At 48.1% G+C, this 14,582-nt stretch carries 17 protein-coding genes; 12 read left to right on the forward strand and 5 right to left on the reverse strand.

The features are described from left to right. The first annotated feature begins 2 nt into the window (after window positions 1-2). The 3 genes from MHI14_RS29335 to MHI14_RS29345 all read left to right on the forward strand — a co-directional run bounded on the left by MHI14_RS29335 (window position 3) and on the right by MHI14_RS29345 (window position 2,300). A complete protein-coding gene (locus MHI14_RS29335) occupies window positions 3-674 on the forward strand; it encodes a sulfite oxidase-like oxidoreductase (protein ID WP_210109989.1) in 672 nt (223 codons plus the stop codon). Window position 675: 1 nt separating this feature from the next. Next, window positions 676-1,434, forward strand: a complete 759-nt coding sequence (locus MHI14_RS29340) for a nucleoside phosphorylase (protein ID WP_341131895.1) — start codon at window positions 676-678, stop codon at window positions 1,432-1,434. Window positions 1,435-1,688: 254 nt separating this feature from the next. After that, window positions 1,689-2,300 (forward strand): hypothetical protein, encoded by a 612-nt coding sequence (locus tag MHI14_RS29345; protein WP_221823887.1) that lies wholly within the window; start codon window positions 1,689-1,691, stop codon window positions 2,298-2,300. Window positions 2,301-2,365: 65 nt separating this feature from the next. On the opposite strand, the gene MHI14_RS29350 is transcribed toward MHI14_RS29345, so the two are convergent. Further along, on the reverse strand, window positions 2,366-2,551 hold the full coding sequence (locus MHI14_RS29350) for a hypothetical protein (protein ID WP_091038138.1): 186 nt from the start codon (window positions 2,549-2,551) through the stop codon (window positions 2,366-2,368). A 162-nt stretch (window positions 2,552-2,713) separates the two neighbouring features. Between MHI14_RS29350 and MHI14_RS29355 the strand changes: the two genes are divergently transcribed. The 9 genes from MHI14_RS29355 to nfsA all read left to right on the forward strand — a co-directional run bounded on the left by MHI14_RS29355 (window position 2,714) and on the right by nfsA (window position 11,191). Beyond that, on the forward strand, window positions 2,714-2,899 hold the full coding sequence (locus MHI14_RS29355; protein WP_036616704.1) for a hypothetical protein: 186 nt from the start codon (window positions 2,714-2,716) through the stop codon (window positions 2,897-2,899). 177 nt (window positions 2,900-3,076) lie between these two features. Continuing rightward, entirely contained in the window at window positions 3,077-3,511 is a 435-nt protein-coding gene (locus tag MHI14_RS29360) for a GNAT family N-acetyltransferase (RefSeq protein ID WP_341131896.1), read from the forward strand. Between the two features lie 56 nt (window positions 3,512-3,567). Then, window positions 3,568-4,719 carry a phosphotransferase gene (locus MHI14_RS29365; RefSeq protein WP_091038141.1) on the forward strand — a complete coding sequence of 384 codons (1,152 nt, stop codon included), beginning with the start codon at window positions 3,568-3,570 and terminating at the stop codon, window positions 4,717-4,719. Window positions 4,720-4,819: 100 nt separating this feature from the next. After that, window positions 4,820-5,221: a metal-sensitive transcriptional regulator gene (locus MHI14_RS29370; RefSeq protein WP_283945829.1), complete on the forward strand. Its 402-nt coding sequence runs from the start codon at window positions 4,820-4,822 to the stop codon at window positions 5,219-5,221. Between the two features lie 58 nt (window positions 5,222-5,279). Further along, window positions 5,280-5,480, forward strand: coding sequence for a copper ion binding protein (locus tag MHI14_RS29375; protein WP_017691004.1), 201 nt, complete (start codon window positions 5,280-5,282; stop codon window positions 5,478-5,480). A 217-nt stretch (window positions 5,481-5,697) separates the two neighbouring features. Further along, window positions 5,698-8,187, forward strand: coding sequence for a heavy metal translocating P-type ATPase (locus MHI14_RS29380; RefSeq protein WP_431523261.1), 2,490 nt, complete (start codon window positions 5,698-5,700; stop codon window positions 8,185-8,187). A 352-nt stretch (window positions 8,188-8,539) separates the two neighbouring features. Continuing rightward, window positions 8,540-9,700 carry a YhgE/Pip domain-containing protein gene (locus MHI14_RS29385; RefSeq protein ID WP_091038143.1) on the forward strand — a complete coding sequence of 387 codons (1,161 nt, stop codon included), beginning with the start codon at window positions 8,540-8,542 and terminating at the stop codon, window positions 9,698-9,700. A 155-nt stretch (window positions 9,701-9,855) separates the two neighbouring features. Beyond that, on the forward strand, window positions 9,856-10,455 hold the full coding sequence (locus MHI14_RS29390) for a TetR family transcriptional regulator (protein WP_091038144.1): 600 nt from the start codon (window positions 9,856-9,858) through the stop codon (window positions 10,453-10,455). Beyond that, window positions 10,448-11,191 carry an oxygen-insensitive NADPH nitroreductase gene (gene nfsA, locus MHI14_RS29395; RefSeq protein WP_341131897.1) on the forward strand — a complete coding sequence of 248 codons (744 nt, stop codon included), beginning with the start codon at window positions 10,448-10,450 and terminating at the stop codon, window positions 11,189-11,191. The genes MHI14_RS29390 and nfsA overlap by 8 nt, the downstream gene beginning before the upstream one ends. Before the next feature lie 322 nt (window positions 11,192-11,513). On the opposite strand, the gene MHI14_RS29400 is transcribed toward nfsA, so the two are convergent. The 4 genes from MHI14_RS29400 to MHI14_RS29415 form a co-directional block, all read right to left on the reverse strand. Next, entirely contained in the window at window positions 11,514-12,344 is an 831-nt protein-coding gene (locus MHI14_RS29400; RefSeq protein WP_341131898.1) for a TatD family hydrolase, read from the reverse strand. A gap of 85 nt (window positions 12,345-12,429) precedes the next feature. Next, window positions 12,430-13,329 carry an ABC transporter ATP-binding protein gene (locus tag MHI14_RS29405; RefSeq protein ID WP_341131899.1) on the reverse strand — a complete coding sequence of 300 codons (900 nt, stop codon included), beginning with the start codon at window positions 13,327-13,329 and terminating at the stop codon, window positions 12,430-12,432. Between the two features lie 37 nt (window positions 13,330-13,366). Beyond that, on the reverse strand, window positions 13,367-14,125 hold the full coding sequence (locus MHI14_RS29410; RefSeq protein ID WP_341131900.1) for an ABC transporter permease: 759 nt from the start codon (window positions 14,123-14,125) through the stop codon (window positions 13,367-13,369). Further along, complete coding sequence (locus MHI14_RS29415) at window positions 14,125-14,415, reverse strand: thiamine-binding protein (protein WP_017690996.1); 291 nt, start codon at window positions 14,413-14,415, stop codon at window positions 14,125-14,127. Before MHI14_RS29415 ends, MHI14_RS29410 begins: the two co-directional genes overlap by 1 nt. Window positions 14,416-14,582 lie beyond the last annotated feature (167 nt).

A 14,582-nucleotide genomic window follows, 5' to 3' on the forward strand; every position in this document is an offset into this window, starting at 1 on the left:
ACTTGCATAACAAGGCTGAACGTTTGAAAAAAGGAAAAGCCCCGGCACCCAAAGCGGGCAATGATTATGGAGATCGGCTGCCGCCAGGACAGATGCTGACGGAGAAATTCCCGATTCTGCATGAAGGGGAAGTGCCGGAATATGACCTGTCCACATGGGACCTGAAGGTATTCGGCGAAGTGGAAGAGGAGAAGGTGTTCTCCCTAGCTGAGTTACAGGCGATGCCTCAGGTGAACACGGTGAGTGATATTCACTGTGTCACACGCTGGTCGAAATTCGATACGCCGTGGGAAGGCATTCGCTTCTCCGATTTTGTGAAACTTCTGGGTGTTAAACCGGAAGCAAAATACGTCATGATCCATGCGGATCATGATTATGAGACAAATGTACCGCTTGAAGAATTGATGCATGATGACGTACTGCTTGCATTCAAATATAACGGCGAGCCACTAACGCCGAAGCATGGTTTTCCATTGCGTATGGTCGTGCCACAACTCTACTTCTGGAAGAGTGCGAAGTGGATACGTGGGCTGGAGTTTATGACAGAAGACCGTAACGGCTTCTGGGAAGTGAATGGTTTCCACCATTTTGCCGATCCGTTCAAGGAACAACGCTTCTCGGGTGAAGATCTGCCGATTCCGGAAGACGAGTGGACGAAGAAGGAGTTTGATTGATATGTTGATGCCTATTTTGCAGATTCATTCGGAAGACATGCCGGCATACGCCATCGTCTGTGGTGATCCGGCACGTGCGGAGAAGATTTCACGCAAGCTGGAGCAGGCGAGAGAACTGGCGTTCAGTCGAGAGTATCGTACATTTGTTGGCTTGTATGAAGGGGTACAGATCGCTGTGGTCAGCCATGGTGTAGGTTCACCTGGAGCAGCTGTCTGCTTCGAGGAATTGATTCGCGCGGGTGTAACAACTCTGATTCGTGTAGGTACAGCGGGATCGTATACAGCCGATTATCCGGCAGGCAGTGTGATTGTGAGTACAGCCGCTGTTCGTACGGACGGATTGACTCGCCAACTGGTGCCGGATGGTTTCCCAGCGGTAGCGGACATTGGGGTGACGCAAGCGTTGATCGAGGCTGCTCGTGAGCAAGGTAGCGTGGATGATGCAACATTTGCAGGCAAAGTGGGCGTGGGTATCACCGTAACGCTGGATGCGTTCTTTGCAGGCGTGGAAGAGATTCCACACCGCAAGTACAAGCAGGCTGGAGCACTTGCGGCTGAGATGGAAATCGCGGCGCTCTACATCGTCAGCACCTTGCGTGGCGCTCGCGCCGGAGCGATTGTCGCGATCGATGGATTCGCGGACAGTGATCTGGCTGCCGAGTATGATCCGCATACGGATGCGGTTGGACAAGCGGTGGAGCGCGAGATTAATGCAGCGCTACATGCGCTAGTCGCGCTTGCTCGTCAGGATCAGGCTTAGGTTGGTTAAAACAAGTATGCATTTTTGCTCAGTGTTACAAGCAAACCAGTAGATGATGTCCATTTGAGGTGGATAATATAAAAAGGGCGTCCCGTAAGGTCATGAATATGACCCAAGGGGCGTCCTTTCCTTTTAAGTTTTCCGTTTATAGTTAAGTGGCGCCTTTTTAAATAAACTGAAAAAGAAGAGGGGATGCAGGTACAGTAGCGAATTGTATTTCATGGCATGTTATTAAATTAGGAGAGTGATTAAATATGGGCTGGAGTGAATTACGTGAAATTCCTAATGAATACAGCGATGAGGTACAGCGGATTGATGAGCAACTTTTGAAACTGGTTGCAGCCAGAAAGGACATAACCGGAGCAGTCCAATACCAACCTCCTCAAAATACCATCGATGAATGGGTGAGCTTACTGGATATGAAGGAGGAAGATATCCGATATGTTCTCCGTAGCGTGCAACCGATGCCGCAAAGACACTATTTTCCAAGTGAACCTCTTCAATTGACAAGTGTGGTGCCGATTATGAAGAAAATGATTAAAGATTCGTGTGAGTATATGATCACGCATTCGATGCAATATGAAGGCGAAAGCCTCGTATATGTGGAGATTCAATATAAGGGGAATGAAGCTGAGCGTATACAAATGGTTCCACATTTGGCTCTGGAAATATTCAGCGAACAGAGACATATCACCATGAGACATGGCAGTCGTGGAGGAGGTGGGGAGACTCAAATTAGTTTCCGAGTGGTTCCTGCTCTTCCTTCTTCTCTGGAAAACGTTCGATTCTCCTTGATTCCCTCAATACCAGAGATGGAATACAAAGTAGAGGAAATCATTTTGGATAAACAGGTTGATTTCGATTAACGGGGAACAGGATATATCATGAAAAATGACGTATGGATAATGCGCATGTATTAAGGGCGCAAAATCTATACGTCATTATGTTTATCTGGGTAAATAACACCTTGTTCTTTCTCAAATTCATCAATATGTTGTTCAATAAGATACTCAATCTGCATTGCAATAGATCGTTTGTTTTTGTCCGCAATCACTTTAATTTTCTCAAAATTCTTTTCTCGCAACCTAAGTGTAAAAACTCTTTTATCTGTAGCCATGAAATAAAATCTCCTTAAAAAGTAATGTTCATATTGTATCATTAATTCAAGTAACACATAACTTGGGGACGGCCTGATCCTCAAAGAGAATGATAATGCAGAAAGTGGGCACGTTATATAAAGGAACATCAACCATGAATACGAAAAAGGGAGGACTCTATGATGACACAGAACAATCAACCTCAGGACGAGGCGGAAATTCGCAACAAGCTGGATGAAGACGGGGATTCCTTGATGGAGAAAAAGAAGATTTTGAGCGGAGTGGACATTGAGCCGCAGGCGGATGAATGGGCCGCGAAGCCATCACCTGTTGCTTTTAATGAAGGAAATACTTCTTCGAAAAAATAAGCAACATGAGCATCACATTCGCTTTGTGGAATGAAAATAAATTTAGCGAAGCAGGTACCCTTATGGTATCTGCTTTTTGGTTGTATAATAATGTAAAATTCAGTAGATGAAAGAGTGATGGGGATGAGTACAGGTACGATTAACATCAGAAAGGCAGAAATGAGGGACTACTCTGGCGTGTCATTATTGATGGATGAGTTGCACCAGATGCATGTCGAGGGGCGGCCCGATCTATACAGAGCGTTAGAGACCAGAATGGAGGAAAAGGAGTTCACCGAACTGCTGGAAACGGATAAGCGTTACCTGTATGTTGCCGAGTCTTCGGAAACGGGTTTGATTCTGGGTTACGGGAGTGCGCAGTTAAGTGTTATTCAAGATAACTCGTTGATGGTGGATCGCAAGTTGCTGTACATCCATGAACTTGTAGTGGATACCAAGCATCGGGGCCAAGGAACAGGCAAACAGTTACTACAAGCATTCATCGAGCTAGGGAGAGAGCTTCAGGCAGACAGCGTGGAATTATCCGTGTCGACTTTTAATTCTGGGGCACAGGCTTTCTATGAACAGATGGGTCTGGTCGTACGCAGTAGCAGGATGGAGTATACCTTGTAAGGCACAACCAGTGGAGTGAAAGGAACATCGGCATGGAGGGGAGGGGAACGAAGGATATGGGAAGTATTAATGAAAAAGAACAACTTAGCGAGAATAACATTTTGCAATCTTCTGAGGATGTGGAATATCTTGTTCGCAGTGTGCAGAAACTGTTGGAAGAGCCTGACGCAGTAATACAATCTTGGGAAGTTGAACCCATCAATCCGGGACGTCTTAATTTCACCACATCAGGTATTTATCGAATTCGTGGAACAGCTACTGCAGCTGGAGCATTACTATCATGGTCACTTATCTTGAAATGTATTAAACCGGACTCAGCAGAGAAGGAAGATGTTACATACCATAACTATTGGAAAAGAGAAGCTGAGATATTCTCATCAGGAATACTGGATCATTTGCCGGGACGTATCATAGCTCCGCGTTGTTTCTCTGTACAGTACAGATTGGACCACACCATTGGGTTGTGGATGGAAGATGTGTCTTGTCATTCGAAGTGTGATCATGTCTGGCCCCTGGATGATTGGGGATGGATTGCGGAACGCCTTGGTGAGTTTCACGGAGCCTATCTGACGGGAGCACCATTACCTCAACAAGAATGGATCTGCCCGAGTTGGCTCAAATCTTGGGTTAGGGGATGTCGTCAGTATGCTCCTGTAATCCAAAAGCAAGCCCATTCAATCTGGCAGTGGTTCAACCAATATAGCGAGCAGTTGGACAAGGTTATAAATACACTGGACCAATTACCACGAGTATTGTCACATCAGGATTTGGGGCAAGGCAATATATTTATGCCAACAGAACGTCTGGACGATAGCGTACTTACTCTTATTGATTGGCAATTCATGAGTATTTCTGGTGTTGGTGAAGAATTAGGAAAGCTATTTGGAGTTAATGCAAGTTTGGGTCATATTGCAGCAGAGGACATATTTACAGCTAAAGAGGAAATGTTCGATCGCTACATGTATGGACTTCGGACAGCGGGGTGGATGGGCGATGAAAGACTTGCAAGGTACGGCTACTGTGTCGCCATTGCAGCTCGAAGTATGTGGGAAGTCCCTGAGTGGTTGAAATGGGTGGAACAGTCCCAGTCTGTTTCAGATATTAATGATGAGTTTAATCGGAAAATGAGTGTCCGTAGTCAGATCATTACTCTTCAGATAGAGATGTCATTCGAGGCAGCTGAACTATCTCATGCTCTATTTAATTAGGTAGGGATTCATCCATTTTAATAAAATATCAGAATACTCTTGAATACCCCCATGGGGTATGTTACTCTTAGAAAAGAACGAAAGAAAAGGGGTGTTCATGATGGATCATCAGAGCCATCCCGAGGAACCTTTGCAATCCTCCAAGTCCGATTCAACGGAAGCTTTGGCTACAGTTCAAGAAGAAGCGGTATCCTGTCATGCCGAGGGCAGTGATGGGAAGCATGTGCGCAAGAGTCACCATTCGCAGGAGATGAAGAGTAACCTGGTTTCTCGTTTGAACCGTGTGGAAGGTCAGATTCGCGGGATCAAGGGATTGATCGAGAAGGATACGTATTGTGATGATGTGCTGACGCAGATTGCGGCGGCTCAGTCTGCTCTTAATTCAGTAGGCAAACTTTTGCTTGAAGGCCATATGAAGAGCTGTATCGTTGAGCGTATTCAGGCTGGTGAACATGAGGTTGTGGATGAACTGCTGGTTACGATGCGGAAGTTAATGAAGTAAGCTGAATCAATTCACCTATTTAATTTATCATTTAATATACCCCAAGGAGGAATTTACAATGTCTAATGTTACGTTGAACGTTACGGGAATGTCTTGCAATCACTGTGTGAAGTCGGTTGAAGAAGCTGTGAAGAATACCGGTGCGAGTGGTAAGGTTGATCTGGCAGCGGGAACAGTAGCGGTGGAATATGATGAGCAGACGGTGAACGTGGATCAGATCAAAGCTGCGATTGAAGATCAGGGATACGATGTAGTCTAACGGGATCACAGGCTTAAACCGAACATGCTCATGGGCGAAAACGAGGTCAGAGTACCTTTTTCCAAGAGTCAGGTTTAAGCCTAATTTTCTGTCTGATATATACCCCTTGGGGGTATAATGCAATGCAACATACAAAAATTGAATTGACATGAAAGGAGCTGACATGATGGATAACTCAACGAATAAACCAATGGATAGATCATCCGAACCCACACCAATGCCACCTATGGCAGAAGCACCAGGACTAAAGGCAACACTGCACATCACGGGAATGACTTGTGCTGCATGTTCGACGCGAGTGGAGAAGGGATTGACCCGCATGGAAGGGGTACATGAGGCCAATGTGAACCTTGCTATTGAACAGGCAACCGTATCTTATGATCCGAAGACAACCAACGTGAATGCGTTGCGGGATAAAGTAGAGGCTCTTGGCTACGGTACGGTGTCCGAATCAGTTGATTTGAACATCACCGGTATGACGTGTGCCGCCTGTTCTGCCCGGATTGAAAAAGGTCTTTCCCGACTACCGGGGGTATCTCAGGCGAATGTTAATCTGGCGCTGGAAACAGGGCATATCGAATATGCCGCTGGTGCATTGAAACCTTCGGATATTACCGCCAAGATCAAGCAGATGGGCTACGGTGCTGAACTGCAATTGACGCAAGAAGAGACCACATCGGTTCGTGAACGTGAGCTGCAACGCAAAAAGTGGAAATGGATGATCTCTGCGTTGTTATCGATTCCTTTACTGTGGGCAATGGTGGGGCATTTCTCGTTCACATCCGGAATCTATGTCCCAGATCTGTTCATGAACCCTTGGTTCCAGCTGATTCTGGCAACGCCAGTACAGTTCGTGATTGGATGGCAATTCTATGTGGGGGCATACAAAGCCTTACGTAACGGCAGTGCCAATATGGACGTTCTCGTGGCACTGGGTACCAGTGCAGCGTTTTTCTACAGTCTGTATCTGACGTTATCCAGTGGGTACTTACCTTCTACGACGACGATGGATCACGGCGCAATGGGAACGAGCACAGCCGCCATGCCTTCGGTAGAACTCTATTATGAGACAAGTGCAATTCTAATTACGTTAATTTTACTGGGAAAATGGTTCGAAGCTGTGGCGAAAGGTCGCTCTTCACAGGCAATCAAAAGCCTGATCGAACTGGCTCCACGTGAAGCCCGTGTCATCCGTGATGGACAGGAAGTTATGGTTCCTGCCGCATATGTTGCGGTGGGTGACTTGGTTCTGGTGAAGCCGGGTGATAGCATCCCGGTGGATGGTATTGTTGAAGAAGGCCAATCCTCAGTAGATGAATCCATGCTTAGTGGAGAGAGCCTTCCCGTGGATAAAAAACCGGGAGATGCCGTTACAGGTGCTACGCTGAACAAAAATGGGGTATTACGACTTCGTGCGACCCGAGTGGGATCGGACACGGCTTTGTCCCAGATTATTAAAGTAGTCGAGCAAGCTCAGGGCTCCAAAGCACCGATCCAGCGGATTGCAGATGTCATTTCAGGCATATTTGTTCCCATTGTTGTCGGCATAGCTGCGCTGACATTCCTGATCTGGTATCTGTTTGCAAGTCCGGGTGACTTCGCTGGTTCCCTTGAAAAAGCGATTGCTGTGCTTGTCATTGCCTGTCCATGTGCACTGGGGCTGGCAACACCGACCTCTGTCATGGCTGGATCAGGACGTGCGGCTGAATATGGCATTCTGTTCAAGGGCGGCGAACATCTGGAGTCGGCACAACAGATTCAGACCGTGGTGCTCGACAAAACAGGTACAGTGACCCAAGGTAAACCCGTCCTTACTGATGTTGTTACGGCTCCGAATTGGACGGAATCCGATCTGCTTGAGCGAGTGGGAGCGGCCGAACAGAGTTCCGAGCATCCGCTGGCAGAGGCGATTGTTGCGGGTATCCGTGCCAAGGGTCTGGAGTTAACCCCAACAGAGAAGTTTGAGAACATACCGGGATACGGCGTGCGAGCTTCATTAAAAGGACAGGAAATTCTGGTCGGCACACGGCGGTTGCTTGCGGATGAACAGGTGAATGTCTCAGAGGAAACTGTTCAGCAGATGAACCGTCTGGAGGAACAAGGGCGTACAGCGATGCTGGTAGCGGTGGATGGTCAGTGGGCAGGGATCGTGGCTGTGGCTGATACCATCAAGGATACCTCTCGCGAAGCCATCGGTCGTCTTCAGGCGATGGGGATCGATGTTATCATGATCACGGGAGACAATGAGCGAACAGCTCGCGCTGTAGCAGAACAGGCAGGGATCGGTAAAGTTCTGGCTGAGGTTCTGCCGGAGGGTAAAGCTGCGGAAGTGAAGAAACTTCAGGAGAGTGGCCTGAAAGTCGCGATGGTAGGTGACGGCATTAATGATGCTCCGGCACTTGCTACTGCTGATATTGGGATGGCCATCGGAACAGGAACGGATGTAGCGATGGAAGCGGCGGATATTACGTTGATGCGTGGTGATCTGAACAGCATTGCAGATGCCATTGAGATGAGCCGGCGCACGATGGGTAACATCAAACAAAACCTGTTCTGGGCACTCGGATACAACGTTATTGGTATTCCCATTGCGGCAGTTGGCTTCTTGGCTCCATGGCTGGCAGGGGCGGCGATGGCGTTCAGCTCCGTATCGGTTGTCCTGAATTCCCTACGTCTGCAACGCATGAAGCTGAAGAGAAATGACTGACCGACCTTTGCTTGGAGATATATTCAACGCCTTATTGCAAATGAAGTGAGGATGAATAAATGCGCGGTTCGCTGCAGCGGACCGTGTTTTTTGTTGAGAAAAAATACAGTTGAGTTGCCAGAAAGTAAGCCTGAATCGTTGGTATAGATGTTCTTTTCTACAGAGAAATGATAGTATAGTGCTCTTTTGTGAAAATGGATCGATTGTATTCATGAATAAAGCTTACGTTTTCTGAATTTTTCAAAAATGAGTTGACAATATGGACATATTCACATAAAATTTAAACGATCGTTTGATTCAAACAACTGTTTAAATCAAATTAGAACTATTTGAGTAATGGAGGACACCTTTTATGTTACAGGCTTTACGTACATTGTTTAAAAAACCGCCAGTGATTGTAGGGATCGTAACAGCACTTATGTTCCAAGTGATCTTTAGCGTGATCTGGATGACCGCATATTCTGGAGTAAATGACCGTACGAAAGAATTGACGGTTGCGATTGTGAACGAGGACGGCGAAATGTCCAAAGGCATCGCGGATTCCCTCGCAGGAACACTGCCTTTCCACACCGTATCCAATCTGAGTGCGGCTGAAGCGTTGGACCAGCTGAATCATCACCAAGTACACATGGTGCTCGATATCCCGGCTGGATTTAACGAATTGCTTCAGACGGCTGGCTCAACCGCCGAGATTAAATACACCATTAATGAAGCGAACCCGGTTACGATCAAAAGCATGATGCAAGGTGTATCACAAAGTGTGACAAACACAATTAACAAACAAGCTACAGCACAAGGGGTACAGACAGTGTTGACCGCTTCAGGCGCGCCTGCCGAACAGGCTGCTGAAGCCGCTACAAACCTGACTACCCGAGTGGAAGGAACGACAACGTCCATCAACCCGGTTAACGGGATGAATAATCAGATGGTGCCAATGATGATGGTACTGGCTTCCTATGTAGGTGCCATGATCATGGGGATGAACCTCCAGACAGCCATGGGTATGCTGTCATCTACCTATTCCCGATTGACTTTGTTTGGCGCAAGAGTAGTCATTAACGTGGGTTCTGCATTGGTCGTTTCCTTGCTGGGATCATCGCTGATCGTGGCACTGGGAGGACAGATTGCACAAGGATTCGTTGCATTCTGGTTGTTCCAGGCGCTCTTCCTGTGCACGTTCATGTTCTTCTCCCAGTTCTTCCTGATCTGCTTTGGACCTGCAGGAAGTCTGTTCAACATCATTTCACTGTCCTTGCAACTGGTATCTTCCGGCGCAATGGTACCGCGTGAATTGCTGAACAGTTTCTATAGCGGCATTGGGCAGTACCTGCCTGCAACATACGCCGTTCAGGGTATTCTGAGCGTGCAGTTGGGAGGCCCAGGAGTTCAGTCTGCTGCGGGCTCTATCGTGATTGTACTGTTGGTTGCAGTTGCGTTGTCACTGGTCGTGACGTTGTTGAAAAAACAACGCATGCCAGCTATGGCTCCAAGCCCTGCTCAAGCAAACAACTAATACAGCAGATGCATACCATTGCATCATAGGATAGGACAAGCACCCCGATGATTTTCATCGGGGTGCTTGGTGTAATATAATAGACAGATGAATCGCTGGCTGCAGTCCTTGAGCTGGAGCGAATGAGATGAACGGACAAGAGGGAGCGGGACGGAATGACGGAACCGGAGTTGGATATCAAAACGAGGATATTGCTTGCAGCCAAAAAGCTTTTTGCACAGCAAGGGTATGACGGGACGAGTGTTCGTCAAATATGTGATGAGGCAGGTGCCAATGTGTCGTTGGTGTCTTATCATTTTGGCGGCAAAGAAAAGGTGTTCGAAGCATTATTTGAGCATTTTTTCCCGGGGCATATGATGAACTCGCTGGCGGAAGAGTCGATGTCCTCGCCTGTGGAAGGTATCCGCCGAATTATTGGTGAAGTTGTGAAGTTCACGATGACGGATCGGGAGATGAGTGATATTGTGCAGCTTGAAATTACACTGCGTACACACCGTACAGCTACCGTATTTCGTTTTCTAGACCCTGTCTGGACCCGAGTGAGGGAACTGCTGCAAGAGGGTAAGGATCAGGGATTGTTCCAGGTCGAGTCCGTATCTTATGCGATGCTTCAGGTTATGGGCGTGGCTTTGGCGCACAAACGGGCCAAGAATTCACGATTTGGCTTTGATTATCAGGATATGAATACAGACGAGCTCGCTGAGCAGACGATTGAGTTCGTACTTCGAGGATTGGGAGTGAACCACCATGAATGAAACCATTGAGTTGATGATGAAACACCGTTCTGTACGCAAATTCAAGCCAGACCCGGTAAGTGAAGAGCAGCTTGCAGCCATCGTAGCGGCTGGGCAGATGGCTTCCTCTTCAAGTAGTGTGCAAGCATATACTGTAATTGCTGTGACTGGCTTAGAGCAAAAAGCCAAGCTGGCTGAATTGGCAGGCAATCAGGCCTACGTCAATGAATGCCCGGTGTTTCTCGTATGGTGTGCTGATCTGTATCGGCTGAGTGATGCTGCGAAACGTCATCTTCCTGAGAAGGAATCGTATGCCGATTCAACCGAGAATTTCATGGTAGCCACGATTGATGCTGCTCTGGCTTCCCAGAATGCCGCTCTTGCAGCAGAGTCGCTTGGTTTCGGAATCGTATATATCGGCGGGCTTCGGACCCGGATTGAGGAAGTAGCCGAGTTGTTGGGATTGCCGGAAGGGGTATATCCGGTGTATGGCATGTGTATTGGTGTTGCAGATCAGGAAACGGGGATTCGTCCACGTCTGCCACTGAATGCAGTTCTGCATCATAATCGCTATAATGCCGAGCAGAGCATCAAGGGTGTTGAGCAGTATGATGAGACAACGACGGCCTACATGAAAGAACGGACTAACGGTGAAAGAACAACTCCATGGTCCGAACTGATGGCGAAGCGTCTGACTGAGCCGACAAGGTTGCAAGTGAGACCGTTCCTGGAAGGCAAAGGATTTTTGAAGCGTTAAGTTGAACTGAAGGTAGTTACACTTGCCACTCCGATGACAGAACAACCTTCCGATCGCTGTTATCCCCAGATTTTTTGATCCAATTTTTGTGAAGGTGAAAATCTAGTTATAGCGTATGCTTCCGATGTAGCTTTCTTTCAGAAAGCTTTTAGGCGAATGCCCTGCTTCCTCAGGTTATTTCTGCCCTCTACGTTCCTGTTTAAAAATTCAGTTCAACTGATATATATATGGTAAATTAGAAGCCAGTCGGAGCGAAACCGACTGGCTTTTTTGTGCTTTGTTTGCACGGCAAGCGAGAGTGCTTGCTGCTACCAGCTGGTAATCAAGTTAAGCCATAGAAACGCTTTGTGTTCTGATAAAAGAGACGGGCGGCCCGCTCGGTTCCCATGCCAGTGATCTCACTCCATGCCTGGATGACCTGTCTGGTCATGGCAGGGTGTGTCATTCGTCCCTGAAATGGTCCTTCGAAGGGCCAAGGTCCGTCGGTCTCGGCCATCACTTGTTCCGATGGATATTGCCGGGCGAGTTCGCGAATCTCTTCTTCATACAGAATATCCGGCGTGAAGGAAATGAAATAACCGTTGTCCGCCATGCGCCTTACGGTTTGGCGAGAACCTTTGAACCAGTGGAAATGAGCACGTCGGAACTGATATTGCTCCAGCAGATCACAGACGATATCGGCATCATCGTATACCGCATGAAGGACAAGTGGTTTGTTGTGCTTTTTGGCAAGTTGGATGAAACGTTCGAGCAGTTCGATATACCCGCTCTGATCGAAGTGCTGTCCTGCCTGCTCAGCCTCTAGACGATTGTAATAGGGAAGGCCAACTTCTCCTATGGCTGTGGCTTGTCCCATATGCTTCTCGATCCATTGGAAGAACAGGTCCATTTCTGCAACGGACGGCAGTTCCTGTTCCGGATGGAAACCGAAGGCCGGATAGATGTTGCGTGGATGTTGCTTTGCAAGCTCCAGGTTGGCCTGGGCAGAAGCGAGATTCATGGACACGGCGATGACTGCCTCGACTTGTTGAGACGGGAAAGATAGCAGCATCTCGCGTTGTTCGTCAGGGGTATACTGATCGAAGTGAATATGAGCATCAATTAATGGTGCAAAAGCTTGAGAATGCACGCGGGAATTCCTCCTTGTGGTCATTTATATTCTAACTATGTTACGCAGAATTTCTTATGGTGGATCACCCAATAAAGGAAAATAATAACTTTAAAAACCCGCGCTATTATTATAGGCGGGCTTTCTGCTGTTCTTCTCTCATCCACTGAGCAATCTGCCGTTTACGCTCCAGAAAAGCGGATTCCTCCGTAATTTCTTCTCGTCTTGGGCGATCAAAAGGAACAAGTACCTCGTGCAACATTGTTGCAGGTCGGTTGGATAATACATAGACCCGATCCGCTAGCAGTAATGCTTCTTCGATATTATGGGTGATGAACAGCACCGAGCGGCGGTTCTGTTCCCAGATATCAAGTAGCCAGCGCTGCATGTCGCTACGTGTCAGTGCATCCAGTGCGCTGAAGGGTTCGTCCAGTAGCATCAGCTCCTGCGGACTGAGCAGGGCGCGCAGAAAAGCAGCACGCTGCTGCATTCCGCCCGACAGCATATGAGGATAGGCCTGCTCAAACCCGGCAAGACCCACGCTGCTTAACCACTTACGAGCTTCCGCAAGTGCTTCGGCCCGAGGGGGAGCACTTGAAGCTACTTCACCAGCAAGCAGTACATTGTCTTCAATGGTACGCCAAGGGAAAAGAGCGGGTTGTTGCGGCATATAACTAATCTTGCCACGCTGTCCCGTTACATTCTGACCGTTCATAAGCACTTGGCCTTCCTGTGGCTTCAGCAGACCACCGATGATATGGAACAGGGTGCTTTTGCCACAGCCAGAAGGTCCAACGATAGCAACAAACTCGCCTTGCTCCACAGTCAGGGACAGGCCGTTCAGAACCGGTAACCTGCTCCGCCGTTCACGGAATGATGCATGAACATTAACAACGTCCAGTGCAGGTGGAACCGGAGCAGGAGTGGCAGGTCGATCAGGCGTAGCCGGGTGGAGTTTTTCATCGTACTCTGGCTCCATTACACTTGCTCCTCGTCCAGGCTGGACTTGTTTGTCCTGTTGCCGATTCATATGGTCATCACTTCCTAATATACAGATTACATCTTTACTACCGCTTCTGTGGCCGCCAGCGCACGAGCAGCTTCTCCAGTAGTGCAATGAGCAGGAAGAGCAGTAAGCTGAGAGCGACAATAATCATGATTGCCACGAATAAACGATCGGTGCGATAAGCCGACTTTTGCAGCATCATATAATAACCAATACCCTTGTCTGCACCAATCCATTCGGCAATGATGGCACCCATCACGCTATAGGTAGCGGCGATTTTGACACCGGAGAACACGGATGGCAGCGCATGGGGAAGCTCCAGCTTCCAGAAAATCTGATGACGTTTCGCACCAGCCATGCGCATATAGTTCATCATCGCCGCGTCAGTACGGGTCAAGCCATCCATCGCCGCCACTGCAACAGGGAAGAAGCAGACGAGGATGATCGTAATCAGCTTGGGCAACAGCCCGAATCCGAACCAGATTAACAGGAGTGGCGCGAGCGCGATGGTCGGGATATTTTGACTAAGAATAAGTAAAGGGTACAGGGCTGACTTGAGAAAAGGGACCAAATGCAGCACCATCGCTATCAGTAATCCGACCGCTGTGCCAGCCGCGAATCCAATCAGCGTTAACTGAATGGTTGCGGAAGCGTGTATGCCAAGCCGTTCGGCCTGGGTTGCCGCTTCGCGGGCGATGTCGGACGGTGCAGGCAGCATCCATTTCTCAATATGGAAGAGGGAGACGGCTCCCTGCCATATCGCTATAAAGAGAATAACCGCCACAATGGGCGGCCATACACTTTTGAAATAGGCAGGCATTAGCGATACTTCTCCGTCAGGGTGTCCATGCTGAAGCCGGTAGGGCTATGGGCGATTTTGATCTGGGAGATGATGCTTGGGCTACCAGCCTCCACGAGTACCTCGTGCATTTTACGGACAACCTCCAGCAGTTCCTCCAGTTCCCCCTCCATCGTGGTGTCGAGCGCGTTCACCTGATATTTCAGGCCGGATTGCTGAATAACTTCAATGGCGCGATCTACATAAGGGTAAGAATTCTCGCCATTTGGCGTTTTGGGAATAACCTGAATGCTAAGTAATGTGCTTGCCATGAGAGATCACTTTTCCTTTCGTGATAAATTGCATGAATTGAACCAGGTTTACACTTATCACTCCGATTGCAGTACCCTCTTACGATCACTGTTATCCCCGGATTTCTTTAATGAATTTCAATGGAGGAAATCCGGGGATAGCGTATGCTTCCGATGCAGCTTTCTTT

The sequence above is a fragment of the Paenibacillus sp. FSL K6-2393 genome (genome assembly GCF_038002545.1).
Lineage (GTDB): Bacteria > Bacillota > Bacilli > Paenibacillales > Paenibacillaceae > Paenibacillus.

What these genes read in the sequence shown, in the direction of transcription:
- MHI14_RS29340 (WP_341131895.1), top strand. Translation starts at nt 676, where the DNA reads ATGTTGATGCCTATTTTGCAGATTCATTCGGAAGACATGCCGGCATAC.
- MHI14_RS29370 (WP_283945829.1), top strand. Translation starts at nt 4,820, where the DNA reads ATGGATCATCAGAGCCATCCCGAGGAACCTTTGCAATCCTCCAAGTCC.
- MHI14_RS29410 (WP_341131900.1), bottom strand. Translation starts at nt 14,125, where the DNA reads ATGCCTGCCTATTTCAAAAGTGTATGGCCGCCCATTGTGGCGGTTATT.
- MHI14_RS29390 (WP_091038144.1), top strand. Translation starts at nt 9,856, where the DNA reads ATGACGGAACCGGAGTTGGATATCAAAACGAGGATATTGCTTGCAGCC.
- MHI14_RS29375 (WP_017691004.1), top strand. Translation starts at nt 5,280, where the DNA reads ATGTCTAATGTTACGTTGAACGTTACGGGAATGTCTTGCAATCACTGT.
- nfsA (WP_341131897.1), top strand. Translation starts at nt 10,448, where the DNA reads ATGAATGAAACCATTGAGTTGATGATGAAACACCGTTCTGTACGCAAA.
- MHI14_RS29385 (WP_091038143.1), top strand. Translation starts at nt 8,540, where the DNA reads ATGTTACAGGCTTTACGTACATTGTTTAAAAAACCGCCAGTGATTGTA.
- MHI14_RS29365 (WP_091038141.1), top strand. Translation starts at nt 3,568, where the DNA reads ATGGGAAGTATTAATGAAAAAGAACAACTTAGCGAGAATAACATTTTG.
- MHI14_RS29345 (WP_221823887.1), top strand. Translation starts at nt 1,689, where the DNA reads ATGGGCTGGAGTGAATTACGTGAAATTCCTAATGAATACAGCGATGAG.
- MHI14_RS29350 (WP_091038138.1), bottom strand. Translation starts at nt 2,551, where the DNA reads ATGGCTACAGATAAAAGAGTTTTTACACTTAGGTTGCGAGAAAAGAAT.
- MHI14_RS29415 (WP_017690996.1), bottom strand. Translation starts at nt 14,415, where the DNA reads ATGGCAAGCACATTACTTAGCATTCAGGTTATTCCCAAAACGCCAAAT.
- MHI14_RS29355 (WP_036616704.1), top strand. Translation starts at nt 2,714, where the DNA reads ATGACACAGAACAATCAACCTCAGGACGAGGCGGAAATTCGCAACAAG.
- MHI14_RS29400 (WP_341131898.1), bottom strand. Translation starts at nt 12,344, where the DNA reads ATGACCACAAGGAGGAATTCCCGCGTGCATTCTCAAGCTTTTGCACCA.
- MHI14_RS29380 (WP_431523261.1), top strand. Translation starts at nt 5,698, where the DNA reads ATGCCACCTATGGCAGAAGCACCAGGACTAAAGGCAACACTGCACATC.
- MHI14_RS29405 (WP_341131899.1), bottom strand. Translation starts at nt 13,329, where the DNA reads ATGAATCGGCAACAGGACAAACAAGTCCAGCCTGGACGAGGAGCAAGT.